The organism is Melioribacter sulfuriphilus (assembly GCF_052656625.1).
Genome location: NZ_JBQXXK010000002.1, coordinates 200,920 through 227,166 on the forward strand (window position 1 = coordinate 200,920; position 26,247 = coordinate 227,166).

At 37.8% G+C, this 26,247-nt stretch carries 22 protein-coding genes; 4 read left to right on the forward strand and 18 right to left on the reverse strand.

Annotation, left to right across the window (positions count from 1 at the left end):
• Position 1 precedes the first annotated feature (1 nt).
• The 8 genes from ACUN8G_RS02780 to sucC all read right to left on the reverse strand — a co-directional run bounded on the left by ACUN8G_RS02780 (position 2) and on the right by sucC (position 8,811).
• Positions 2-1,729 carry an AMP-binding protein gene (locus ACUN8G_RS02780; protein ID WP_437345595.1) on the reverse strand — a complete coding sequence of 576 codons (1,728 nt, stop codon included), beginning with the start codon at positions 1,727-1,729 and terminating at the stop codon, positions 2-4.
• Complete coding sequence (locus tag ACUN8G_RS02785) at positions 1,729-3,117, reverse strand: SGNH/GDSL hydrolase family protein (protein WP_437345596.1); 1,389 nt, start codon at positions 3,115-3,117, stop codon at positions 1,729-1,731. Before ACUN8G_RS02785 ends, ACUN8G_RS02780 begins: the two co-directional genes overlap by 1 nt.
• Positions 3,118-3,127: 10 nt before the next feature.
• Positions 3,128-3,829 carry a GDSL-type esterase/lipase family protein gene (locus tag ACUN8G_RS02790; protein ID WP_437345597.1) on the reverse strand — a complete coding sequence of 234 codons (702 nt, stop codon included), beginning with the start codon at positions 3,827-3,829 and terminating at the stop codon, positions 3,128-3,130.
• A 9-nt stretch (positions 3,830-3,838) separates the two neighbouring features.
• A complete protein-coding gene (locus tag ACUN8G_RS02795) occupies positions 3,839-5,446 on the reverse strand; it encodes a hypothetical protein (RefSeq protein WP_437345598.1) in 1,608 nt (535 codons plus the stop codon).
• 97 nt (positions 5,447-5,543) lie between these two features.
• Complete coding sequence (locus tag ACUN8G_RS02800) at positions 5,544-5,930, reverse strand: YbaN family protein (protein WP_437345599.1); 387 nt, start codon at positions 5,928-5,930, stop codon at positions 5,544-5,546.
• Between the two features lie 245 nt (positions 5,931-6,175).
• Entirely contained in the window at positions 6,176-7,039 is an 864-nt protein-coding gene (gene rfbA / locus ACUN8G_RS02805; protein ID WP_437345600.1) for a glucose-1-phosphate thymidylyltransferase RfbA, read from the reverse strand.
• Between the two features lie 181 nt (positions 7,040-7,220).
• Entirely contained in the window at positions 7,221-7,592 is a 372-nt protein-coding gene (locus tag ACUN8G_RS02810) for a hypothetical protein (RefSeq protein WP_437345601.1), read from the reverse strand.
• A 7-nt stretch (positions 7,593-7,599) separates the two neighbouring features.
• Positions 7,600-8,811: an ADP-forming succinate--CoA ligase subunit beta gene (sucC, locus tag ACUN8G_RS02815; RefSeq protein ID WP_437345602.1), complete on the reverse strand. Its 1,212-nt coding sequence runs from the start codon at positions 8,809-8,811 to the stop codon at positions 7,600-7,602.
• Between the two features lie 120 nt (positions 8,812-8,931).
• Between sucC and ACUN8G_RS02820 the strand changes: the two genes are divergently transcribed.
• Positions 8,932-9,189, forward strand: a complete 258-nt coding sequence (locus ACUN8G_RS02820) for an LPXTG cell wall anchor domain-containing protein (RefSeq protein WP_437345603.1) — start codon at positions 8,932-8,934, stop codon at positions 9,187-9,189.
• A 621-nt stretch (positions 9,190-9,810) separates the two neighbouring features.
• Here the strand turns inward: ACUN8G_RS02820 and ACUN8G_RS02825 are convergent.
• Both ACUN8G_RS02825 and ACUN8G_RS02830 read right to left on the reverse strand, forming a co-directional pair.
• Positions 9,811-10,995, reverse strand: coding sequence for an HDOD domain-containing protein (locus tag ACUN8G_RS02825; protein ID WP_437345604.1), 1,185 nt, complete (start codon positions 10,993-10,995; stop codon positions 9,811-9,813).
• Positions 10,996-12,435, reverse strand: coding sequence for a sensor histidine kinase (locus tag ACUN8G_RS02830; protein ID WP_437345605.1), 1,440 nt, complete (start codon positions 12,433-12,435; stop codon positions 10,996-10,998). It abuts the gene before it with no gap.
• 128 nt (positions 12,436-12,563) lie between these two features.
• Between ACUN8G_RS02830 and ACUN8G_RS02835 the strand changes: the two genes are divergently transcribed.
• The gene (locus tag ACUN8G_RS02835; protein WP_437345606.1) at positions 12,564-13,169 is read left to right on the forward strand and encodes a YceI family protein; all 606 of its coding nucleotides are present in this window, start codon (positions 12,564-12,566) and stop codon (positions 13,167-13,169) included.
• Here the strand turns inward: ACUN8G_RS02835 and ACUN8G_RS02840 are convergent, their stop codons facing one another.
• From ACUN8G_RS02840 to ACUN8G_RS02860, 5 genes are read right to left on the reverse strand one after another with little or no spacing between them, the layout of a single operon-like run.
• A complete protein-coding gene (locus tag ACUN8G_RS02840) occupies positions 13,170-13,829 on the reverse strand; it encodes a LolA family protein (protein WP_437345607.1) in 660 nt (219 codons plus the stop codon).
• A gap of 6 nt (positions 13,830-13,835) precedes the next feature.
• Entirely contained in the window at positions 13,836-14,672 is an 837-nt protein-coding gene (locus ACUN8G_RS02845; protein ID WP_437345608.1) for an ABC transporter permease, read from the reverse strand.
• Positions 14,665-15,585 carry an ABC transporter ATP-binding protein gene (locus ACUN8G_RS02850; protein WP_437345609.1) on the reverse strand — a complete coding sequence of 307 codons (921 nt, stop codon included), beginning with the start codon at positions 15,583-15,585 and terminating at the stop codon, positions 14,665-14,667. Before ACUN8G_RS02850 ends, ACUN8G_RS02845 begins: the two co-directional genes overlap by 8 nt.
• A 1-nt stretch (position 15,586) precedes the next feature.
• Positions 15,587-17,380 carry an MFS transporter gene (locus ACUN8G_RS02855; protein ID WP_437345610.1) on the reverse strand — a complete coding sequence of 598 codons (1,794 nt, stop codon included), beginning with the start codon at positions 17,378-17,380 and terminating at the stop codon, positions 15,587-15,589.
• Positions 17,377-18,255, reverse strand: a complete 879-nt coding sequence (locus tag ACUN8G_RS02860) for an N-acetylglucosamine kinase (protein ID WP_437345611.1) — start codon at positions 18,253-18,255, stop codon at positions 17,377-17,379. The genes ACUN8G_RS02855 and ACUN8G_RS02860 overlap by 4 nt, the downstream gene beginning before the upstream one ends.
• 147 nt (positions 18,256-18,402) lie before the next feature.
• Between ACUN8G_RS02860 and ACUN8G_RS02865 the strand changes: the two genes are divergently transcribed.
• Positions 18,403-18,819 (forward strand): lipocalin-like domain-containing protein, encoded by a 417-nt coding sequence (locus ACUN8G_RS02865; RefSeq protein ID WP_437345612.1) that lies wholly within the window; start codon positions 18,403-18,405, stop codon positions 18,817-18,819.
• 9 nt (positions 18,820-18,828) lie between these two features.
• On the forward strand, positions 18,829-19,302 hold the full coding sequence (locus tag ACUN8G_RS02870; protein WP_437345613.1) for an aminoacyl-tRNA deacylase: 474 nt from the start codon (positions 18,829-18,831) through the stop codon (positions 19,300-19,302).
• A 1,047-nt stretch (positions 19,303-20,349) separates the two neighbouring features.
• On the opposite strand, the gene lpdA is transcribed toward ACUN8G_RS02870, so the two are convergent.
• The 3 genes from lpdA to aceE are packed head-to-tail and all read right to left on the reverse strand — an operon-like array spanning position 20,350 to position 26,135.
• Complete coding sequence (lpdA, locus tag ACUN8G_RS02875) at positions 20,350-21,768, reverse strand: dihydrolipoyl dehydrogenase (protein WP_437345614.1); 1,419 nt, start codon at positions 21,766-21,768, stop codon at positions 20,350-20,352.
• Between the two features lie 39 nt (positions 21,769-21,807).
• Entirely contained in the window at positions 21,808-23,427 is a 1,620-nt protein-coding gene (locus tag ACUN8G_RS02880) for a dihydrolipoyllysine-residue acetyltransferase (RefSeq protein ID WP_437345615.1), read from the reverse strand.
• 29 nt (positions 23,428-23,456) lie between these two features.
• Complete coding sequence (gene aceE / locus ACUN8G_RS02885) at positions 23,457-26,135, reverse strand: pyruvate dehydrogenase (acetyl-transferring), homodimeric type (RefSeq protein ID WP_437345616.1); 2,679 nt, start codon at positions 26,133-26,135, stop codon at positions 23,457-23,459.
• Positions 26,136-26,247: the final 112 nt, after the last annotated feature.

The window sequence follows — 26,247 nt, forward strand, 5'->3', positions numbered from 1 at the left end:
TTTATCTGCTCCATACTTGTGGATCTTTATTTTCGATTAATCTCTCTTTGTTGGTTTTTCTGCTCGGTTTACCCGAAGAGCTTTTGATGAGCCATCTTGGTGGCACAAGATAAACTTTATGAATGCCAACGTCGATACTCATTCCCGCTTTGAGGATTGCAAGTCGGAGATTGTTTTTTTCTTCTTCTGTTTGGGCTTTTGTTTCGGCCACAACACTTATAAACTCAGTCCCCATTTCCGGGTCTTCCTCCCCGAATGCAATTACCCTTCCGGGAATTACACCTTCCACCTGATTGACTGCATCTTCAATATCTTCAGGATAGATATTTTTTCCCGCTACGATTATAATATCTTTTTTTCTGCCAATGATAAAAAATTCATCCTCGTATTTGAATCCGTAATCGCCGGTGAAGTACCAACCATTTTCAACGACCTCTGCAGTTTTTTCGGGATAGTTACGATATCCATCGAACATCGAAACAGATTTAACGGCAACCTCTCCTACAATGCCATCTGGTAGCTCCTTTCGATTGTCGTCTACAATCTTTGCATCGCATGCTTCTATCAGTCTCCCGGAAGAAACGCAAATTCTAATTGAAGAATTTCCATCGGCTAATTTTACTCTTCCCTGAGCAAGTTCGTCTCTGTCTGCTTTGACTTCTTTAATTGGCTTGCCGAGATCGGTCACAGTAACGGCAAGGGTAGTTTCAGCCATAGCGTACATTCCAGCGAGCGAAAGCGGATTGAGATTATACTTTTTAAAACGCTCTATAAACTTAACATGACTTTCGTGACGTATTGGCTCAGCGCAATTAACAACGGCGCGTAAACTTGAAAGATCAATTCCTTCAAGTTCTTCCTCGTCGATTTTTTCGGCAAGTACATTGTAAGCAAAATTTGGCATGTACGTCATAGTGGCTCTTTCTTTTGTAGCGGCTTCAAGTTGTAAAATGGGAGCCAGTACCCACTCGAATGGATCGATTTGTATGGTTGTAATTCCATAAGCCAGTGGGATATGAAATGCGGCAATCAGTCCAAGATCGTGATACAAAGGCAGCCAGCTTACAACTTTATCATTCCGATTCATACCGAGCCGTTCGCCCAGATATTTTACATGATAAAGGAGTGCCTTGTGCGAAAGGACAACCGGCTTTTGGAGTCCTGTTGTGCCCGAGGAATGTTGCAAAAAAGCTTCATCTTCGAATTTAATTTCGTCAGCCTCTCGTTCAATTTCGTCATTCAATCCAGAATCGAATTCCGATTCCAGATCCCAGTCAAGTGGAAAGAAGATATTCTTTATTGTACTTCCCTGCTTATCGATTAAAGGTCTGATAAGTGGGTCGAGTTCTTTTTCTGTCAGAACATAATCGAGCCCGGAACGTTGCGACATTCCTTCCAATCCCTGACGGAATTTGTCGGGATGAAGTCTCGGATTCGGATAGGCAAGAATTGCTGGCAGTGCTCCAAGTCGAATTATCGAGAAATAGAGCGGATATAAAAGTTTATTATGACGGATTATTATTGAACATACTTCACCCTTTTTGATACCATGTTTTTTCAAAACTACGGAAAATTTTTCGGCTGTATCAATTAATTTTTTGTATGTCCATCTATATGGTTCTTCGCCGGCAAGCCAGTGAACTACAGCTTCCTTGTCGGGATATTTTTCGGCGTTAAGTTTCCACCTCTTCCATAGAGTATTGGCTTCTTCGATGTTGAATTTTTCCATCATTTCCTCTTGTTAAATTCGTCGAGGAGAGATTCAACAAAAAGTTCAGCAATTCTTTCGGCGCCCTGATTATTGAAGTGAATGTAATCGCGCGATGCCATAGGAGGATTTGCAGTCACCCAGTTGTGCATTGAATTTTTACCACCCATCGCTTCAAACAAACTCCATAATGCCACTCCGTTATTCTGCGCTATCTTTTTCTGAACTTCGAGTAGCTTAAATACAGCCGGGTCGGTTTCAAATTTAGTCCCGACTTTGCGGGCTTTGTCGTGAACACTTATCATTATAATGCTTGTTTCGGGAAACGCCTCTTTAAGACTCTTAATAACCTTTCCCATCTCTCTTTCGTACCAGCTGTAATCTGTCATTCGGGAACCCAGTATATTCAATCCGAATTCGAGAATAATAAGTTTGTAATTGAGATATTTCGAAAATTCTTTGAGTATCGAAGGATTGATTTGTGCAATATCAACACCTGAATTTCCTCTTAGTGGAAAATTATCGATATAAATTCCGGGTGTGTTTTCAAGACTGACTCCATAAAAATGTGCCTGTTCTTTTTGAGGAAATTCAATGCGAACCGATTTAACAATTTTGCCGGCGTCAAGAACAAGTTCCTTAATTCCTGAACCCGGATTCAGACTTACTGACTTTTTGGAAGCGTTATCGAAAGAATAGTAGATATCCGAACTTTTAGCATTAGAATAAAAAATTCTGACTCTGGAAAAACCTTTAAGCGACTTTCTCAATCTGCTGACTTCATATTCCACCCAGGCGTTCCCTTGTGGAATAAACACCTCGCCGCTTATTCCGAGCTTCAACGATTTGGGGTTACTTGTGTAGACAGACGCAATTTCCCAGTTATCGGAAAATGAATGTCTGGTAGTTGTACGAAATGCAACATCCTGTGAAACTATTCCGAGCCAGCCCACGGCGTCGCCGCCGAATTTCTTTTGCAATTGCTCTCTGATATCGGCAGTTATCAAATCGCCTTCAATCACAGAATCGCCATAATGTGCAATTCGGAACGGTTTCGTTTTAGCTGTGGAAAGTGCGTCAAAAAAATATTTTAGCTGCTCTGTGTTGCCGTAGAATCCCGTCTTCTGTCCCTGATAGAGATAATTTTCGCCGTAACTGTTGGATGATAAAAACTCAATCGCACTGGAAAAATCGAATCCAGCGAAAACTACACCGGGTTTGATTGCGACGGTCGTATTTTTCGATAAATCTTCTTCGGAACTGTCGGGTTTAATATCGATAAAGAAATCGACATTGCGAAATGTAAAACCTGCAATTGTATATTCATAATTTACAAACGAAAGGAGGTACAAAAGCAACAACGTACCGACAAGAATAATTGTTGGTTGCTTTATATAATTTTTTTCCATTTTGCACCCTTCATAATTTATATTTTGATAAAATCTTTTCGATTTCATTTGCCCAGATTTTATATCCTTCTGCGTTATAATGCAGACCGTCCCAGGTATATTTTTCGTCAATAAAACCCTCGGCATTTGACATAAGTTCGTTCAAATCAATATAATCGATGTTATTTCGGAGAGCATAATTTTTTAGCATCTTATTCAATTTATCGATTTCGCGATTTCTTCCTGCGTTAACTTCCGGCGAACCGCCCCAGTCTTTGGCATAATTCTTTGCAGCGTATGTTACAGATGTAATCACGGGAATAATATTTTTTGATTGAAGTCTGGAAATGATTTTTAAATAATTAAAATAGATTTCGTCAACGGGCGTCCAGTTATAGATATCGTTAATACCACCCATAATAAATACAATTTTGGGTCTCAACTTAATAATATCGTCGAGACGTTCCAAAAAGCCAGGCAATATATCTGAGGGTATTCCCCTTCCGACGGCATTGCACCTGCCAAGTAGTTCGCTCCAATCGACTCCAGCAGTAAGAGAATTCCCCAAAAAAACAATATCAGCCTGTTTTGTTTTATAAATATTGAACAGGGAATTCATTTTTTCGTAGTTAGGATTTTTCTTGAACTGAGGAGAGAAATTGCTCTGTCCGCAAATGACGGTAGCAGAAGATAACATGAGAGTCAATATTCCACTTAAAAATAATTTTTTCAAAATCGCCCTTTATTCTGAACTATTGCCCAACTGCTTTTCGAATTCCGAGATTCTGGTTTTCAAACTTTTTTCCAGTGCAATTAATTCCGATACTCTGGCTGTATACTCTTCTTTTTTCAATTCGATTTCCGATGCCTCTTGCTTCATTAGTTTATAGTCGTTTTTCAGTTGTTCATAATAATTTTCAAGTTCTTCTAATTTCGTACGGGCTTCATTGAGTTCCTGCGACAATCTATATTTTGTTTCGTCAAGCGAAGAATATTCCTGGCTCGATTGTTTGAGCAGGTTCTTTATCTCTTTTTCCACCGACATTTTTTGTTCTTCGAGAATTTTTGTTTCCGATTTAAGAGATTCGATCCTGCTTTTCATTTCGGAATATTCCGTCTTAATATTATTGAGTCTGTTATTCAATTCATATTCTTCGTTTCTCAAGTTGCGATTAGATTCTTCAAGAATTTGTTTTTCTTTTTCGAGCACTTTGACAATGCCTTCATATTCTGCAATTGTCGATTTTTTTTCGAGCAGCAATTTTTCCTTTGTCGATATCTCCTTTTCTTTATCCAGAATATCCTGTTTCAGGGAGTTCAATTCTTCGTTAAATTTAGAGAGCGTTTGTGTTACTTTATTCTCTAAGTTCAAAGCATGTTCTTCCAGCTCAAATTTCTTCTTTTCATATTCCTCGAGCGATTTTTTTTGCTTGTCTATAATTTCGAACAAGGCTTCGTTTTCCTTTTTAAGCTGAAGAATTCCTTCCTGTAGATGCCTTTTTACATTTTCGAGTCTATTGATTTCGTTTAACAGATTCTGCTTATCTCTTTCTTTTGATGATATTTCTTCTTTGATTTCGGTCAACTTTTTATTTTCGGCTTCAATATTGAAATTCAATTCAGCCAGTACATTTTTGTTCTTTCTAATTTCCTCAACTATTTCATCCCTGCTGAACAAAAATTCAGAAAAGATCTGTTCCTTTTCTTGCAGTTGGGTGAGAACTACATTTAGCGATTTTTCGAGATTTGTCTTGATCTCTTCACTCAATGAAATCTGTTCTTCAAGTTTGGCAAGTAGTTTTTTCTTTTGATTTTCTTCTTCTTTCAGTAGTTCTATTTTTTTTTCGATGTCTGTGGAAGCTTCTTTAAGTTCCTCCGGAACGTCCTCGTTTTTTGTTTCGGCAAACATCTTATCCTGAAGCTCTAAAAATTCCGATTCAAGTTTTACGTAAGCCTGGTTCAATTCATCGTACTTTTTATTTATTTCTTCGAGTTCTTGTTCTTTTTTCTTCAACAATTTCGCCGATTCATCCGGCGAAGATACAATATCGGAGACTTCCTGTTCGTACAAAATTCTTTTTTCTTCGAGCTCGGCAAGTTCTGTTTTTATTTTTTGGAGCATTTCATTTTTTGTCTGGAGTTCGTAATTCAGCGATTCAACTAAGGAGGAGAGCTCTTCGTTACGTTTGGTAAGTTCTTTGAATTCCTTTTCCGCTTCTGCAATTTTTCTTTCGACGTTATTTATACTTGAATGTTTTTGAACAAAAGCATGAAGAGTGTTTTTCAATTCGTCGTTTTCATCGCGCAATCTGTTCAATTCTTCTCTCATCCCTCGGGAAAAAAGCCCCATAGGAATTATCTCCTTGATTGGTATGGTGTATAAATGATGCGATAAAAATAATAAACTTTGAGAAAAGTTACTCTATTTAAAATCTGCTTGCCCAAAATTAATCGCTTTCGGCAATATCTACCGTCCTCAACGAAAGTAGATAAGTAATTACTCCAATTGCAACTATAGTCAGTACAACACGAAGAAACAGGCTCGACGTAAAAAAGATCGTCGAGCTTCCAATAGTTACTATAACCATCCCAATTGCAATAATTTTGGACTTTCGCGGTATTCCTCTGTGTTCCATGTAATTCTTTATAATCTTTCCAAATTTTGGGTGATTAATCAACCAGTTATAAAATTTCTCCGAGCTGCGGGCAAAGGATGCCGCCGCAAGAATGAAAAATATAGTCGTGGGCATCAACGGCAAAAAAATACCTACTATACCAAGTCCCACAAATATCCAACCAGCTACAATCAATATTTTTTTATAAATGTTTTTCATTTCTATTGAAATAAAGATTACGAATAACTTATGTGACAAATATAAGAAAAAGGGAAGAGGGAATAGATATTAGGGGTTAGGGATTAGATATTAGGGATTAGGGATTGGGGGTTAGATATGGGGATGAGGGAAATGAAGTTTTAGTTGTGTGGTGAGGTAGTTCTGGAAAGATGGTGTAGATTGAGCTGTAGATTAATAAAAACAAATTTTCAAATTTGTGGATACATTTTTAATGGCAATAAGTTCTATTCATCTAAAACGCGCTGTAAATAATCGCGATATAAACAATCTGGAATGCTTTCTATCAATTTTTTGAACTGATCTTTATCGATAAATTTTTTTTGATAAGCAATCTCTTCAATGCAGGCAACTTTTAAACCCTGTCGATCTTCAATAACACCGAAGAATTGGGAAGCTTTAAGGAGAGCTTCAGGCGTTCCTGTATCGAGCCAGGCTACTCCCCGTCCTATCTTTTCTACACGCAATTTGCCACGGTTTAGATATGCTTTATTAACATCGGTAATTTCAAGCTCTCCTCGTTGAGAAGGCTTAAGTTTTTTCGATATCTCAACTACATTATTATCATAAACGTACAGTCCAGGTATAGCAAAATCGGATTTCGGTAGTTTTGGTTTTTCTTCAATACTAATAACCATGCCGTTGTCGTCGAATTCGACGATTCCATAACGTTGAGGGTCCTTTACCTGATAAGCAAAAATCGTAGCACCGTCGTTGTTTTCCTGAACGGCTTTATAAAAGAAGTCGAGTTTGCCGTAAAAAATATTATCTCCGAGTATGAGCGATACTGCATCTTCGCCTATAAATTTTTCGCCGATTATAAATGCCTCGGCAATTCCATTTGGAGCATACTGAACAGCGTATTCGATCGACAGGCCGAGATGAGAACCATCTTCAAAAAGTTTTTGATAGAGCGGAATTGTTTCATAGTTCGAAATAATCAAAATTTCTCTTATCCCTGCAAGCATTAAAACAGACAGGGGATAATAAATCAGGGGCTTATCATAAATAAGGGTCAACTGTTTGCTGTAAACTTTTGAGATGGGATACATTCTCGTTCCCGAACCACCGGCAAGAATAATTCCTTTCATTACTGCTCCCGAATTTTATTTAACTTTCTTTTGTAACTATAAAAACGATATAGATAAAATTACAAGGGACTTACCAAGCTGCCGTACTCATACAAATTACCGTTCTAACAATTAATACAATTTCCATCTATCAATCTTTTTTCCTTGTTAGTCATAAATTATACGGATCAACAAAAGCGAATCAATTATTCTTAAATCTGTCGTTTTTGAGATGAGATGTAAAATAATTGTAAATATAGTTGATTATTTTATCTGCCTGTTGTTTGTTATAAAGCAGATATTCTTCTTTTCTAAAAACTTTATAGAGCGATTTGACAGTTTCTGTAATAATCAGAGATAGGTTGGACCTTTGACTGATAATATCGACGGGGAGCAGAAATATGGTATCAAAGATCGCCGCTTCGACAATTTTTATCTGGTGTTTATAACTCAAATCCTCGAAGCGGGCAAACTTGCTTATGTCGTTCGACTTATGGCGCATTTCAGTTTCAACTTTTATTCTGTCGAGCAATAAAGCCAGCGCCGCTTCGATTGTAATCTTTAATTCAATCATTTTTATATTAACTTATAACTGCCGTTACTTTTTCTGCAGCTTCTTTCAAAGAAGATGCAACTTCGAAATTAAGACCTGATTTTTTCAGCATCTCCTGAGCAATATCGGCATTCGTGCCTTCCAGACGCACTACAACTGGAATTGTAACGTTGACTTCTTTAACAGCGTCTATAACTCCTTGTGCCACTCGGTCGCATCGAACGATACCGCCAAAAATATTAATCAAGATGGCTTTAACATTCGGGTCGGAAAGAATAATTTTGAAGCCATTGGCAACAGTTTCTTTATTAGCACCGCCCCCAACGTCCAGGAAATTAGCAGGTTCGCCTCCTGCCAGTTTAATAATATCCATAGTAGCCATTGCGAGTCCTGCACCGTTTACCATACAACCCACATTGCCATCGAGTTTGATATAGTTGAGATTATATTTCGAAGCTTCGATTTCGAGCGGATCTTCTTCGTCAAGGTCTCTATATGCCGCAATATCGGGATGACGATAAAGAGCATTATCATCAAAATTCATTTTGGCGTCGAGCGCAATAATTCTTTCGTCGTTTGTAATTACCAGCGGATTTATTTCAAGCAGCGAAGCGTCAGTCTCTTCGTATGCTTTATAAAGCTTCATTATAAACGGAATGAAATTCTTAAATGCAGCACCTTTTAAACCGAGTCCAAAGGCGAGTTGACGTGCCTGGAATGGCTGAAATCCGATAGCAGGATCAATCCAGACTTTCAATATTTTTTCCGGGGTTTCTTCAGCGACTTTTTCAATTTCTACTCCGCCCTCTGTTGAAACCATTATTACGTTTCTCGAGACGGTGCGGTCGAGCAAAATTCCAACATACAATTCTTTTTTATAGTCGAGTCCTTCCGTGATATAAAGTGTTTTTACCTTCTTCCCTTCTGGACCAGTTTGATGAGTTACGAGTATATTCCCGAGCATTTTTTCGGCGTATTCTTTTACTTTTCTTTCATCTGTAGTAAACTTAACCCCGCCTTCCAGCACAAGTTCATTCCGATTATTTGCGTTGTAAATTTTACCTTTTCCTCTGCCTCCGGCGTGGATTTGAGATTTAACGACAAACTGATTAATTCCGGCGGCTTTAAGTGCTTCCAGAGCCTTGTCGAGTTCCGATAAATCTTTAATTGCATATCCGTCCTGCACTGGCACGCCATATTTTTTGAGCGTCTCTTTCGCCTGAAATTCGTGTATTTTCATAAAATTTTCTCCACTTTAATGGGCATCATTATTCTTTCATCGAAAAATTAAGTCATTTAAATAAGAGATTCAATTGAATTTCCCCATATCGAAGTTTGTTTAAACGTCAAAAGGATGACAATGAACAAAAAGCAAAAATATCTGACAATTATTTCCTCCATTTTAATATTGATCACATTCGGTATCTGGCTCTACCACGGAGGTGAAATCTTTACAAAGACCGAGGTGCTGGTGGAAACCAAAGATGAATTATTCGGCTGGACTGAAAGCAAATGGGTCGACAAATTTGTCTGGGGGTTGGACTTGAGTTTGGCAATTAGCGGAATTATCGTCATATCTACGGCATTACTCTACTTCTTCTTCAGAAGGAAAAAATGATCGAAATTTTGATTACCCTAAAATTAATTGCAGCAAATATTGATTGTTATCTTTATATAATTCTTTAGCATACGCAAGCGTATCTGTCTGTTTGCAATCTTCGTAAATTTTTGCATCGTAATCATGAACTACCAAAAAAATTTGTGTGCCGAATACCTATCAAGTACTTTCCGCGACTTTCTCAGTTCAGGGAATATTTAAGAGAATAACTGGCTCATTTCAATTTTGAGTTATACTGCAGTTTAAAATTAACTCCCGAAATTTTTATTGTTCTCAAAAGTTTTTAGAATCTCTCTTCTAATTTTATCGATTGATACTGACATATTAAAACACTGATCACACATAGTAGTTGTTTTGAATTACATGGTTTTCTAATAAAAATGTACACAGATCTTTTGATTTCGGTATCGAATACTTTTTCAGAACCTAATTTGGGGTAAATCGATCCTTAGATGCCCAAAATTTTTAACTGATTAATACTATCTCTAAGAGGCATCTAAAGCAAAAACAACAACCGCACAGAGCGAGGAACTTTTAGCTTTTTAATAACGTGGTAATAATTTTCCGAGAAGCAATCGAAATTCTATTGCAGAATCCTTTTATAACAGAAATTAAAAAATGCTATAATCCGCCAGTATTGCTCATATTCATATCCGCATCTCGTCCGTTTTTAATGCTTTCAATTAATTCCCATACGAGTTCATTTGAGTTCATTGCATCGATAACATAAGGGTCTTCGTATTTAAGATCGGCAAGTGAATTAGCAAGTTGCACAGCGCTGTGGATGCTAATATTGTTGCTTTCAATTACTGGGGCAGTATGATGAAGCAATACACCTTCGACTATCTCTTTCGGCAATCCCCATAAACTCAGAAGGTAAGCTCCCAATTCGCTATGTGTAGCGCCAAGCAAATCTTTAGATTCACTCTCTTCCATTGGGTAGAGGTTTTCTTTTCCTATTCGAAGCAAAAGCGAAAGTTGAATAATCTTGCCAATATCATGAAGTATTCCGGCAATATATGCTCTCTCACTCTTAACCCTGTCCTTAGTAAAAAATTCCATGATCTGTTTCGATAAAGATGCTACTAAGATGCTATGACTCCAGAGTTCTTCTATATAATCTTTTATTCGCGGATTTTTATTGACAAAGTTAAAGATATTAATATAAAGCACGAGGGACTTAATAATGTTAATGCCCAGCATTGTAACCGCCTGATGCAAATTTGTAATTTGTGCAACGGTACCGAAATAAGCAGAGTTGGCAAGATGAAGAATTTTAGCCGTCAATGCTATATCCTTTGAAATAATATTTACAATCCTATGAATCGAGATATCCTCTGAATTCAATTCTCTTTCGAGCTTGTAATAAATTTCGGGAAGAGCGGGCACAACATCACCACTGTTGATCAATTCTATCGTTCTGTTATTAACAATCAATTCTTTCAATATCATCACCGGTTCTATTTTTTCGCGCAACAAATTCCATTCAAACGGTTTGGCAAAATATTGATGAAAGATATTGCTCGATTGAATTGCCAGATCTTCTTTGTGAAATCCCGAGAGTGCAAAACGTACCACTTGCGGATAATTTTTCTTGACTATCCTAAGCAGTTCACTTCCGTCAATACCAGGCATTTTGATATCGCTGATAATAATATCACATCGTTCCGATTTAAGAACGTTCAATGCTTCTACTCCACTCTGTATAAACGAAGCTTTCCATTTAAATTGAGATGCATAGAGCGATCTTCTTAGACCGTTTAATACATTTATTTCGTCATCGACGAATATTATACTTGGTTCCATTTAATATGCTCCCTCTGAAGATGGTAATTTAATTATGAATTTAGTTCCTTCCTTATATCTCGAATTAATCAATATACTTCCTTTGTGTTTATTGACTATAATATTATGGCAGATCGATAGTCCCTGTCCAGTACCCTTTCCCACTTCTTTGGTCGTAAAAAACGGATCAAAAACTCTATGTAAATATTCTTCTTTAATACCGATGCCATTGTCCCAGATAATAATTTCCACGTTATTTTCTTTTTTTGCAGTTTTTATTCTAATTGTACCTTTTTTGTAAAGTCCTGCTTTAATTTTTTCTTCGATTGCATCCGCACTGTTGAGGATCATATTTAATACCACTTGATTAATCTGGTCGAGATTGCAGTATACATTCGGTAGTTTTGGATCGAGTTCAAGCTCCAGGTCGGCTATGTATTTCCACTTATTCCGAGTTATGTTTGTTACCACTTCTATACTATGATTCAAATCGTAATGCGACATTTCATTTGTGCCAGGGTGTGCAAATTCCTTCATCGAAAGCACAATTCTGTTTACTCTCCTGATTCCTGTATGAGACTGATCCAATGCATTAGGAATTTCTTCTTTAAGAAATTCGAAATCGTATTCTTTTTCTTTCTCTCTTGCAGTTTTAATTATCTCCTCGAGAGGTACAAGCTTGTCAAACGCTTCATTGATGAATGAAAGATACTCCATTATATTGAAGAAGGCGTGTTCGAGAAAATTAATATTGTCGCTGATGTATTGAAGTGGGGTATTAATTTCATGAGCAATGCCAGCTGCTAATTGTCCTATCGATTCCATCTTTTGAGATACAGCGAGCTGATTTTCGACGGCAATCGATTCGGTCTTATCTTTTAAAATAAATACCACGCCCCGAAGTTCTTTCTCATCTTTTATTTCTAAAGAATTTATCTGCAATATTTTTCGTTTCCTGTCTTTCGCATTGATAACCAGCTGTTCATTTTTCATCGGAATAAAATTTTCGATATCTGACATATCAAAGTACTTTGACTTCGCTCTGTAATTTTCTTCAAGTATCGATTCGAATAACGAAACAAGCTGAAAATTTTTAATGTCCTTTTCTTCGATGCCCAGAATATTTTCCGCCGATTTGTTTACGAGAAATACTTTACCTTTCAAATCGAGAGCAATTACGCCGTTTTCAATTGAACCGAGTATCACACGGAAATACTCCTTTTCTGCATCGATAGCAGAATTTAAAATTTCGAGCTTGCTATTCAGATTCATTATCTCTGCCGTCTTTTCCTGAACGGTTTTTTCTAATTCACGACTTAATTCATTTATTGTTTTAATTCTCACTGCGCGAGCAAGACCCAATACGCCAGCCACGACAAAAAATATCACCAAGATTAATGCGATGTCGCTGTCGAATAATAGCAATCCCGCAGCAATATTTAGTATACTGATTGAAATCAAAGCAGCTTATATTTTTTACAAAATTATCCAATGTTATTATCGATAAGAAGTGTATATACTTAAGTATTAACAGTGAACTGTATCAATATCAAAATTGTTTTTATAACAGCATTCGGCAGGTGATAAAAATGAAAATCTTACTCGCAGTTTTATTTTTTCTGACAGTTGTTACATTCCCGCAGAGCAAATCGACATTTTATTTCAAAGAAGAAACCGGCAAAAATCAAATCAGGTTCTTCAGCACTACTCCGCTCGAAGATATAAACGGGACGGGCGATCAAGTTTCGGGAAGAGCGGAGTTAAATCCCGTTAATTTGAAAGAAGGAATTAAAGGTAAGATTGTTCTGAACGTTAATTCCATAAACACTGGTATTAAACTTCGCAATAAACACTTACAGAGTAGCAACTGGCTCGATTCAAAAAAATATCCGCACATTACATACGAAGTTGCAGGTGTCGAAAAAATTCTTGCAAGCGAGGGTAATAAAACAAAATGCATTTTAAATGGAGTATTGACCATGCACGGAATTTCAAGGAACATTCCGGTGGTCGTTGAAATTGTTTATCTGCACGAAAGCAAAGAAACAAGAGAAATAGCAGAAGGCGATTTGATTGGCGTCAGCGGCAATTTCAGTATTAAACTTTCTGATTTTGGCGTCGAAAATAAATTGATTGGTAATAAAGTTGCTGAAAATATCGACATCAAATTCAATCTTGTAGGCAGCACAAAATAATTATTTGAAAAATTCGTCCTTTAATCCCTGATTGATTTTATAGTCCGAATAAGTAAGTACGACTTTGCCGCTTAGTGATTGTCGAAAACTTTTCTCTTCCTCTTTCTTTGATTTGTCAGCGCTACCTTCATTGAGATTGATGACCACTTTTGAAGGCAATGCATAAGAAGTATTTTTATAATAGAACTTGCTAGTTACGTTAATACCCCGCCTTGTTACTGATTCAAGTTTTTTGACAAGATGATTTTCTCTATCGACCCATATTGTTGAAAGAATATAATCAGCAGTATCGCTGAGTGGAATTATTTTTATTACATCTAAATTAATTTTTTCGTCTTCTTCGTCTTTTTCATTCTTTACATAAACCGTGCTATAATCTCCTTTAAGAAATTTGAGAGGATTCAGATTAACTCCGTCTTTTGGAACCATTGCAAATCCCTTCGAAGAAATTTTCAATTTATCTGGTTGCTTGAAGAAAATTTTCAATTTCATTTCGGGCATTTTGACCATTTGCAGGTCTGTTGTGATTGTAAGGTCAACTTCGTAATCTTTAACTCTTTCGAACTTTTCAACAACTTTATTCAGTATTTCATTAGCATCCAATTTTTGTGCAAAAAGATTGGTAACAAAACATAGAAGAAGAATTAAACTTCTCATCATATTACCTCAAGTTAGAATATCTTTTTTAATAAAAATTCCTGCAGCTATGGTAAAAAACAGGAATGTATAACCAGTTAGATAGAGAGCCGATTTAGTTATTTCATTATAATCAATTTCATCGGAAAAGAAATGACTCCATGCCGGCATATATGTTGTAAAAAAGTACGGCTGGATAGCATTGAAAAAGTCAATAGGCAAAGCCGACAAAACCAATAGAATTATAATCAGAGCCATGGAACCTATGATAGGTCCAATTGAATTTTCAACAAACGACGAGAACAAGAATGAAAGCGAAAAAACTGTGGTCATACTTAAAATCGAAAAGAGATATGCAAAGAAAAAACGCCACAGGACGTCGTCTGATGCAAATATGATTAATTTATCCCTGAAAGTAATCAACTCACCTGAACCGAAAATTAACAAACTTATACCCAGACTAAGAAATGCGAGCCAGGCAATTAAACTGATTACATAAATAATTCCAGCTATGAACTTCGACGTAATTATTTCAAAGCGGGATACAGGTCTTACCAACAGCATTCTGTAAGTACCGGCAGTGGCTTCTCCTGCAAGGATATCGCCTCCCACCAGTACAATCAAAAAAGGTATGTGTATGAATAAAGAATTCAGTACAAGATTGGCAATAAAATATCCGTTAAGCAGATTTCCAACCATCAGAAAAGTTTCCTGAAAACCTTGTGTTACCATTTTGATATAGTCGTCGCCAGTAAAATAAAGTGCCGTTTGAATAATAGGCACAAGCAATCCGATTGCAATAAATCCGATATAGGTTCTCCATTTCCCGAATATTTTAGTCAATTCGATTCTTATTAGATTAATCATTGTTTGCTCCCTCGGTAATTTTAAGAAAGTACTCCTCGAGAGAACGGACAGGCACTATCGAATAAACTTCAATACCGTTTTCGACAAATTTTCGATTGAGTTCGGATATTTCTTGTTGTGTTAAAGTGAGCGTTACTTTATTCGAGTCGGAATAAATATCGTGGTTTTCGACAATTTCTTTTGCAACTTCTACTGCTTTGGTATTATCGGAAACTTCGAAAGATACATTCATCCTGTCGGACCGCAGAAGTTCGGAGACGTTCCCCTCGACGATTTTTTTCCCTTTATTTATAATAATCATTCTATTTGCAATCATTTCCACCTCATGCAAAATATGTGACGAAAGGAAAATGGTTTTTCCTTTATTGCGACTGAGATAAAGAATTAATTCGCGAATTTCTTTCATTCCCTGCGGGTCCAGACCAGTAGTCGGCTCATCGAGTATAATTAATTCGGGGTCATGAAGTAATGCCTGAGCCAGTCCCAATCTTTGTTTCATTCCGTGAGAAAATGTTTTCACTTTACTCTTATATCTCGAAGCCAGACCAACAAGTTCGAGCATTTCCATAATTTTGTTTTTCGAAATGTCGGCACCGCTAAGTCTGCCCAGTATTTCAAGATTTTTATACGCTGTCAGATATAAATAGAAGTCGGGTTTTTCGACAATAGCACCGATTCTTCTCATTATTTTTTTGTGGTCGTGTTTAACAGAAAGTCCAAAGATTTTAATTGATCCTGAAGTGGGTTTTATAAGCGACAGCAACATTCGAATTGTAGTGCTCTTGCCTGCACCGTTGGGTCCCAAAAATCCAAAGATGTCTCCCCTATAAACTTTCAAGTCGAGATTGTCGACTGCCGTTAATGAACCGAACTTTTTGGTGAGTCCGTTAATTTCAATTATTGTATCGTTCAATTTATTTCCTTTCAATTTTTCCAAACGCAGGATTAAGAGGAATAAATTTAGCTACTATAAACGCCGGGATTGTAGCAATGCAAACCCACACAAAAAACATCTGATAACCGACCGCCTCTTGAATTAATCCGCTGAACATACCAGGGATCATCATGCCTAAGGCCATAAAGCCTGTCGTTATTGCATAATGAGAAGCTTTGTATTGTCCTTCTGAAACATAAATCATGTACATCATATATGCAGTGAATCCAAAACCATAACCGAACTGTTCAAAAATCACACAGAGATAGACGATCCAGATTTGATCCGGTTGCGCATAAGCCAGATAAACATATACGAGATTCGGAACATTCATGGCAACGAGCATAGTAATGAGTAATTTTTTCAGACCGTATTTTGAAATCAAAATGCCGCCAATAATTCCTCCTATCACGAGTGCAGCCACACCAGCCGTACCGTAAATCAATCCAACATCTGAGGTTGATAAGCCGAGTCCACCGGCACTTTTAGGATCGAGGAAAAATGGACCAATCATTTTAACCAGCTGCGCTTCGCCGAGTCTGTAAAGCAAAAGGAAAGCTATTATCCAGATTATTTTACGCTTTTCAAAGAATCTAAAAAATGTTCTAAAGAACTCGCTCGTTAATTTTTGTAATCCCGGTATAATTACTGGTTTGTCCGTTACCGGTGCTGGTAAAACACGGCTGTGATAAATGAAAAATATCAAAAATAATATTGCAAGAATTCCGAATGTAATAATCCATGCGAGTGGGACTTTTACAGGCTCAAGTCGTAAGAGCGCTTCGGTCCTCTCGTTAACATAAGGTTCAAGTTGAATGAGTGCGAAAGCTGGCTTATTCCAGTTTGTTGAATTAAAGACAAGTTTGTTACCCGCAATTACATTAAAATTTTTATCGCCTTCCTGGTAATTAAGATTGACAACTATTTCTTCATTTTCATCCGGTTTATTAGAAAGCATGAATTTAACAATTCCGATATTTCCTGCAGGTTCCATACTTCCGGTGGTATCAGGAAGAACAATTTCTGTTTCAGAAAAACCGTTTATAATATTCATCTTTCGAACAAAATTCAGATAAAAATCGACCGTTTGTTTTGTCTGAGGTTTCGTACTTATTTCGAGTCTTTCCGGTCGGGCTATAATTCTAAGTTTACCTTCCATCGGCTTAACTGAAGAAGAATCGACGGTAAGAGTATTTTCAAAAAATTTTTCTGGCGAAGAAATAACTCTTATTTCTGCTGGAGTAACTGTAAGTGCACTTTCGAGTTGTCCTGCAAGGATTACGAGAATGCCCTGCCCAAAGATAATTGCAAAACGATAAAACGTACTTCTTATCCCTACAAAAAAACTCTGTTCGCCTTCGCTGAGCGCATGCATATAAAAACCATCGGCTGCAATATCGTGAGTTGCCGAGCTGAATGCTATTAACCAGAAGAACAAGAGAGTGAACTTAAAGAAATCAGGAGCGGGAATGGTCAGCGCTACTCCCGCCATGCCAGCTCCTATTAACAATTGCATGGCAACAATCCAGAACCGTTTGGTACGTATTAAATCGATAAACGGACTCCAGAATGGTTTGATAACCCACGGTAAATAAAGCCAGCTTGTGTAAAGCGCTATGTCAGCATTCGAAATACCCAGACGTTTATACATTATTACCGAAAAGGTAATAACAATTACATAAGGTAACCCTTCAGCAAAATAGAGAGTTGGAACCCACGTCCAGGCGCTACGGCTATTTGTTCCTCCTTTGTGCAGAGATTTCTTTGCAATCATTTAATATCCTTAAAAAGTTTAACAGCAGTTAAAGCAGCACCATACTCGGGTGTATATCTTGCTTTATTAAATATCATTCGATTCGAGTTTTTTATTTTTTTCTTGATCAATTCTGTGTAAAATAAATTATTCGACAAACCGCCAGAAAAAACAATCGGAAGTTTATCTCCCGAGTATTTTTTCGAAGCAATATCAATTAGTGATGCAACCTCTGCTGCTTCTTCTTCTAAAATCCGCATACAGAATCTGCTCCCTCTGATTGCACATTCAATAAAAAGCATGGCATATTGCGCAATATTTTCTGAGCTGACAAAAGGAATTAATTTATCTCTTTGAAGAAGACCTAATTTGTCAGCTGTGTCATAGAGAAGCTTATCACTTAATCGACCGTCGATAATTTTTGCTATGCCGCCAAATCCTTTCCTTGCAATCGAGTAGGCACTCCCCTCGTCGCCTATAATTTTTCCATAGCCTCCTATTTTAGTAAAACTTGCACCCATCTTCAGATAAATAACCGAACCAGTTCCTGCAATCAATAATGCACCATCCCTCCCTGCAAAAGCGCTGTAATGTGCTATTTCGATATCACCTTTAATTTCAATTGGAAATTCAAATCTACTTTTAATTTTATTCATTAGTTTTTCTGCCACACTGGTATTTGAACATCCCGCTATCCCCAGTACAGCTCCCGACAATTGATATTTTTCATTTATATCATGAATAAATGACGAGAGCAATTCAGCTGATTTATTGAAGCCGACAGTATAAGGATTGGAAGCCCCTGTTTCAAAACGGGCCAGGACTTTCTTTTTTTCGTCAATGCAAACGGCTCTGGTTTTAGTACCGCCCCCGTCCGCTCCTAAAAAATACTTCATAAGCAGAAATTTTTATTGTTTGAAAAATAAAAAAAAGAATTCATATGCCCTTTATTATTTTGTTGAAATGGAATAATAATCTCTTTACTTTACGAATGTACATTTAGAGGAACCCCTTTTCCAAAAAAAATATTTCGGGAGAATGAGATGAAAAATTTATTAAAGTCGTTATTCATATTGTTACTATTTACGTTTATCTCCTGCAGCGAAGATTCGAATCCGACGTCCTCTGAACCGACTTTAACAGGCACATGGAAATTAACTGCCATCACAGTCCATACGGGTTCCGGTGATGTGAAACTTTTACCCGACGCTTTAGGATATTCTATGACGGTTGTTTTAAATGAGGACGGAACTTATCAAGCCACTTACAAAGATCCAGAAGGCGAGAATACCGAAACAGGAACATGGACTGAAGCCGACGGTAAGCTCACAATTACAATTGACGGAGTTTCAGAGACTGTCGAGTATACACTATCGGGCAATAAACTGACTTTCAATACTACTATGGAAATAGAAGGATTTGGAGTACAGAGTGTGACATTAGAGTTCACAAAACAATAGGAGGTAGTTATGCCTTCGAAAAAGCTCAAAGAATTCCTCGACAATAACAACATTAAGTATGTAACGATTAAACACTCCTTGGCATTCACAGCCCAGGAGATTGCAGCATCGGCACATATTAAAGGGAAAAAGCTCGCTAAATCTGTACTGGTTAAAATTAATGGCAAGATGGTCATGGTTGTTCTGCCGGCATCCTACAAAGTAAACTTCGAGCAGCTGCGTACAGCTTTTGGAAACGAAAATGTAAGATTGGCAAACGAACAGGAATTTATGGATAAGTTCCCTGAATGCGAAGTGGGTGCTATGCCACCTTTTGGTAATTTATACGGACTCGAAGTCTACGTCGACCAGTCACTTGCTGAAGACGAAGAAATTGCATTTAACGCCGGCACACATACCGAACTGATCCAGATGTCGTATTCTGACTTTGAAAGACTGGTACAACCGAAAAAAATGAAATTCTCTTTTCAGTCAAAAGTATAAAAAATTTCGTGGCTTATTCAGTTTCAGCAGATTATCCTGGCACTTGCTTCTAATCGGTGCACGAATGAATAAGCTCGTTACAAAATTTATAGATGCAGCACTATAGACATTTTAGATAACAACTGCTTGATGAATTGAAAGCGCTGAAACTCCCGATTATAAAATCATAGCGGTAATTATTGCAGGATTTATTATTGACTTCATCGGTGTAATTGGTTTTTAAAGTGCCTGATGAAGTGATACTTTCATATTTGTTTACATCATAATTCAAAAATTTAGCACTGCTGGATTAATTGTTGAGATAGACATACGATAAGTATTGCTCTACCACGACAATTGAAATATTCTTCTTTACTAAAAAATCCTCACCTGTTTTAACTTTGAAAAGGTACGATATTTTAATTCTAGTTCAGTCAGATTAAAATTTCATTTAGTGAAAAATGACCTTACACCTAACTCTGATAAAAGAAATGAATTATCTATTAGAATTTAATTCTAAGCAATAAATTACCAGTCGTATAAATTCCATACTGGATATCATCCTTATGGCTAAAGTTACTCACAAAATACAGGATTCTTTGAATAACACTGTTCAGTTTACTTTGATATTTTTACAAAAAAAACATCGAATGAGAATAAAATCACATCCATTAATGTGAACGCATTGACTTCAAATGTAGCTGCCAGTAAAGAATTAAATATCCTATGTATAAGAAATGAAATAAAGAAAAGTAGAGTCGATAAAATTTTTCTTAGGAAAATATGAGTTTGTAAATCAATGATTTTTGGTTGATATACTAATATTTTGTGTCCACTTTTAATGCATGGCAACTTAGTCTTCAAGAGATTTTTGAACTACCTATAAAATGATGACTAAAGACTTCATACAAATACTAAAGAGAGGGGTGAATAAAAATTATATTTGCTGCATTGTGAAATGAGATATCGAAATTTAAAGAGTAGCCTGTCGAACAAGCTACTCATAATGATAAATTCCGCCGCGCCACTCTCTACTACTCCCTAATCCCTATTCCTAATCCCTAACCCCTACTTCCTTTTAGGACGGTACATATCCGTTGCTCTGCCGTAATAAAGTTCGGCGGCAAACATTAATGTTTCGGATAAGGTTGGATGGGGATGAATAGTGAGTTCGAGGTCGTTAGCATTAGCGCCCATTTCAATTGCGAGCGTTCCTTCGGCAATTAAATCGCCTGCACCTACGCCTACAATACCGACGCCGATAATTCTTTCTGTTTCCGGTTCAATTATCAATTTGGTCATACCGTCATTTCTATCGAGAGTGGTAGCTCTGCCGCTGGCACCCCATGGGAATTTTGCCACTTCGTATTTAATTCCCTTTTCCCGAGCTTCGGTTTCTGTTACTCCAGCCCATGCGAGTTCAGGATCGGTAAAAACAACGGCGGGAATTGCATTCGGTTCGAATGCGACTCGTTTTCCAAGTATTGATTCTACTGCAACTTTTCCTTCAGCTGAGGCTTTGTGCGCCAGCATTGGATTACCGACTAAATCTCCGATTGCATAAATTTTGTCGTCGTCGGTTTTCAGAGTCTTATCCACAACTACAAATCCTTTTTGATTGACTTTTACGGCTGTATTTTCGAGTCCCAAACCTTCTGTTACAGGTCTTCGGCCAACAGAAACCAGCACTTTATTAAAAGTTTGTGCAGGTTTCTCCACCTTATCGCCTTCCAATTTTACTTCTATCCCTTCTCTGGTTTCCTTAAGCTCGACTACTTTCGTATTGACATAAATATTTTCTAATTTTGATTTCAGTCTCCTTTCTAAAACTGCAACCAGATCGCGGTCAGCGCCGGGTAAGATACCGGGCATCATTTCAACAACTGTAACTTTACTGCCTAAGGAAGCATAAACAGTGCTCAATTCGAGACCAATATATCCGCCGCCAATTACTAATAATTTTTCAGGCACATCTTTTAATTCTAGCGCAGCTGTAGAATCCATTACTCTGTCTGAACCAATTGAAAACGCTGGAATGGCAGCGGGCACCGAACCTGTTGCTAAAATAGCCTTTTCAAAAATTACTTCTTCAGTTGAACCGTCGACTTTTTCTACCAAAAGAGTAGAAGAATTGACAAACGAAGCTTTGCCCTGAATATAATTAACCTTTCTTTGCTTGGACAATTGTCCAAGTCCACCTGTTAATTTTCCTACTACGTCATCTTTAAATTCTCTCAATTTATCGATGTCAATTTTAGGTTTGCCAAAGTGGATTCCCCATTTTTTAGCTTCTTCAGCTTCGTTTATAAGTCTGGCAACGTGAAGAAGAGCTTTCGAAGGGATACAACCTCTGTAAAGGCAAACTCCGCCGGGATTTTTTTCTTTATCGATCAAAGTTACTTGCATTCCGAGGTCGGCAGCCAGAAAAGCAGCTGCATATCCTCCTGGCCCTGCGCCTATTACTGCTAATTGAGTGTTTGTAGACATTGAACTTCCAATTTTTTATTAAAAAATTATTATGAAAAACTAACCTTCCAGAATTAAAAGAAATGGATTTTCGAGAGCTTCGACAATCCACCTGAGAAATCTAATGCCATCTGCACCGTCAATTACTCTGTGATCGTAGGATAACGAAAGAGGCATGATCAATCGCGGCTCGAATTTACCATCGATGTAAACAGGTTCGTAAGAAGACCTGGATACTCCAAGTATTGCAACTTCGGGGGAATTAACTATGGGTGTAAAATATGTGCCACCGATGCCTCCCAGATTCGATATTGTAAAATTGCCTCCCTGCATCTCTTCAAGTGATAATTTTTTATCGCGTGCCTTCTGCGAGATTTCAGCCAATTCCACCGAAATATCAACAATGTTCTTTTTATCGACGTCTTTTATTACTGGCACGAGTAAACCTTTATCGGTATCAACTGCAACGCCAATATTAAAATATTTTTTATAGATGATTTCACTTTTTTGCATGTCCACACTGGCGTTGAATTGTGGAAACACTTTCAATGCAGAAGCAACTATTTTAATCAGAATGGCAGTAACAGTAAGTTTACCACCGGCGGCTTCTACTTTTTTTGAATATTCTTTTCTAAGTTTCTCAAGATTTGTGATGTCAGCTTTGTCGAATTGAGTAACGTGCGGAATTGTCGACCAGGCATACGATAAATGCTCGGCGGTCTTTTTTCGTACGTTATTCATTTGAACGCGTTCGATCTGACCCCATTTTGAAAAATCGGGCAAAGGTTCCTGCATCAGACCCGAAGCTGAAATTTGTCCGGACTGGATTTTTTGATTTAGACTCTTTGCAAAAGCTTTAACGTCCTCGATAGTAATTCTTCCGCCTTTACCGGAACCTTCAACTTGATGAATGTCGATTCCAATTTCACGAGCAAATCTTCTTACAGATGGAGCAGCGGGAACTATGTTTTTAACAATATCGCGCGGTATATCAATTACCTGAGGCATATGAGTATGCTCTTTGACAGGTTGCGGCTTTTCAACCTCTTTTTCCGTTTTTATTGAAGGCTTTGTTTCCGGTATTTCTTTTTTAATGGCAGATGTCGACTTTGTTTCAATTAGAAAAGCAGTTTGCCCAACTTTCACTTTATCGCCTTCTTTAACTTTCACTTCTTTAATTACACCGGCGTATTCAGATGGTACTTCGACCGTTGCTTTATCTGTTTCTAATTCCATCAAAATCTGGTCGACTTCAACGTTATCGCCCGCTTTAACAAGTACTCTGGCAATTTGTGCTACTTCAATATTTTCGCCCAACACAGGAACCTTGAAGTCCACTATATTGCTCGTTGATTCAACTTTTGAAATATTTTCTTGGGGCTGTTGAATTTTTTCTTCTGCCTGTGAAGGTTTTTCTGTTTGAGCTCTGGAATCAACACTTTCACTTTGTTCAATTGTAATAACTGGCTGACCGACAATAGCTTTATCGCCTTCTTTGACATGAACCTTTTTAACTATACCGGCAATTTCAGAGGGCACTTCAACTGTAGCCTTATCCGTTTCGATTTCCAGGATTACCTGATCGATTTCTACCCGATCGCCTTCTTTAACGAGTACTTTTACTACATCTGCTGTATTTATATTTTCACCTAAATGTGGCAATTTAAAATCTACTGTCATATCAAAAACCGAATTTATTTATAAATTTTTTATGATTTAGCCGGATTTGGTTTTTCCGGATTTATGCCGAGTTCCTTTTGAGCTTTTTTAAGTAAATCGAGTTTAATCTTTTTTTCTTTATAAAGCGAATAGAGAGTAGCATAGACAATATGTTTGGCATCTACTTCAAAGAAATCGCGCAATGCTGCTCTGCTTTCACTTCTTCCGAAACCGTAAGTACCAAGCGAATGGAGAGGTCCTGGCAACCATTTTGCCAGAGCGTCTTTGATAATCTGGACATAATCCGATGCAGCCACAAAAACTCCCGATTCGCCCTTCGTCACTTCGGAAATATACGGCGTTCTCGGTTTTTTATCGGGATGGAACATGTTCCATCTTTCAGTTTCCTGGGCGTCGAGATGCAAATTTTTGTAACTCGTAACGCTCCAGATATCCGTTGACACTTTATAATTATTTTCGAGAATATCCGCTGCTTTAATGACTTCGTTGAGTATGGTTCCACTTCCCAGTAGATGCGCTTTTAATTTTTGATCATTCATTTTTGAGGAGCGGAATTTATACATGCCTTTCAAAATACCTTCCTTTACTCCTTCGGGCATCGGAGGCTGGGGATAATTTTCGTTCATAATAGTTATGTAATAAAAAACATCTTCTCGCTTTTCATACATTCGATAGATGCCGTCTCTAATAATTACGGCAAGTTCATAAGCAAATGCCGGGTCGTATGCAACGAGATTCGGAATTGGATAAGCCAGAAGATGGCTCTGACCATCCTGGTGCTGCAGACCCTCTCCTGCTAAAGTAGTTCTTCCAGCTGTTGCTCCGAGTAAAAATCCTTTGCAACGCATATCACCTGCAGCCCAGATTAAATCCCCAACTCGTTGTAATCCGAACATCGAATAAAATGAAAAGAATGGGATGGTGTTGATCCCATGAACGGCGTAAGCTGTACCGGCGGCAATGAAAGACGACATCGAGCCGGCTTCGGTAATCCCCTCTTCGAGTATTTGCCCATTTTTTGCTTCTTTATAATAGAGCAAACTGTCGCTGTCAACCGGTTCGTACAATTGACCTGCATGAGAATAAATGCCAACCTGTCGGAAAAGGGCTTCCATTCCGAATGTACGAGCTTCATCCGGAACAATTGGTACAATAAGGTGCCCGATTTCTCTATCCTTCAACAACTTAGCCAGTATCCTTACATAAACCATAGTTGTCGAAACTTCACGGTCTTCTGTGCCTTTATAAAATTCTTCGAATATTTCTTCGGGAGGAGTTTTAAGCGGTTGTGATTTGACAACTCTTTTAGGAATATAACCGCCAAGAGCTTTTCTTCTTTCTTTCAGATAACGGATTTCGGGCGAATCTTCCGGTGGACGATAAAAAGGAGCTTTAGAAACTTCTTCGTCACTGATTGGAATCGAAAAGCGCGTTCTGAATTCTCTCAATTCTTCTTCGTTCAGTTTTTTCTGTTGATGGGTAATATTCTTACCTTCACCAGCTTCTCCAAGTCCGTATCCCTTAACTGTTTTTGCAAGAATTACTGTAGGGGCATCTTTATGCTCGACTGCAGCTTTATAAGCAGCGTAGACTTTCTCTGGGTCGTGACCGCCGCGTTTCATTTTTTCCAATTGTTCGTCAGTATAATGTTCTACGAGTTTTAGTAGTTCGGGGTACTTACCGAAGAAATGTTCACGGACGTACTTGCCGCCTCTTGTAACGTAGTTTTGAGATTCACCGTCGATTGTTTCGTTCATCCGCTTTACCAGGAGTCCGGTTTTATCCTGTTCGAGCAAGGGATCCCAGTCGCTTCCCCAGATGACCTTAATAACGTTCCAGCCAGCGCCTCTGAAAACTGCTTCGAGTTCCTGAACAATATTGCCATTGCCACGCACGGGACCATCGAGGCGCTGTAAATTGCAATTTATTACAAAAATCAGATTGTCAAGTTTTTCACGAGCTGCCAGCGAAATAGCGCCCAAAGTCTCAGGTTCGTCTGTTTCACCGTCGCCAATAAAAGCCCATACTTTCTGGTCGCTCGGTTTTTTAAGACCTCTATCTTCGAGATATCTTATAAAGCGCGCTTGATAGATTGCTTGAATTGGACCTAAACCCATTGAGACAGTCGGAAATTCCCAGAAGTCGGGCATCAGCCAGGGATGAGGATATGAAGAAAGTCCGCCGCCTGGTTTTAATTCCCTTCTGAAATTTTCAAGTTGCTCTACAGTCAATCTGCCTTCGAGAAAAGCTCGCGCATAAATTCCAGGCGCCGCATGACCTTGATAATAAATTATATCTCCTTCATGATTACCATCTTTACCACGGAAAAAATGATTAAATCCAATCTCATATAAAGTTGCCGCCGAAGCATAAGTTGAAATGTGTCCACCAATTCCGTTTTCTTCTTTATTGGCTCGAACAACCATAGCCATAGCGTTCCATCGAACTAGACTTTTTATACGTCTCTCGATTTCTCGTCCTCCCGGGAAAGGGGGTTCTTTTTCTTTGGGTATTGTATTGATATGAGGGGTATTGGCTGTAAATGGTATCTCTACTCCTTTCTGGTGAGCATAGGTATCGAGATTGTGAAGTAGTTCTTTTACCTTTTCCGGGCCACCTGTTTGCAATACATATTCGAGAGATTCGAGCCATTCTTGTAGTTCGATCTCTTCGAGTTCGGATAAATATTTATTGTTTTTATCGCTCATAATTAATCCCGTTTTTTCAATCTTCTAAATAATAGTTAAACTCTTATTTTATTCGACAAATTTAATAATTATTAGTCAACTATACCAATTTGCGATAACGTATAACTAAATA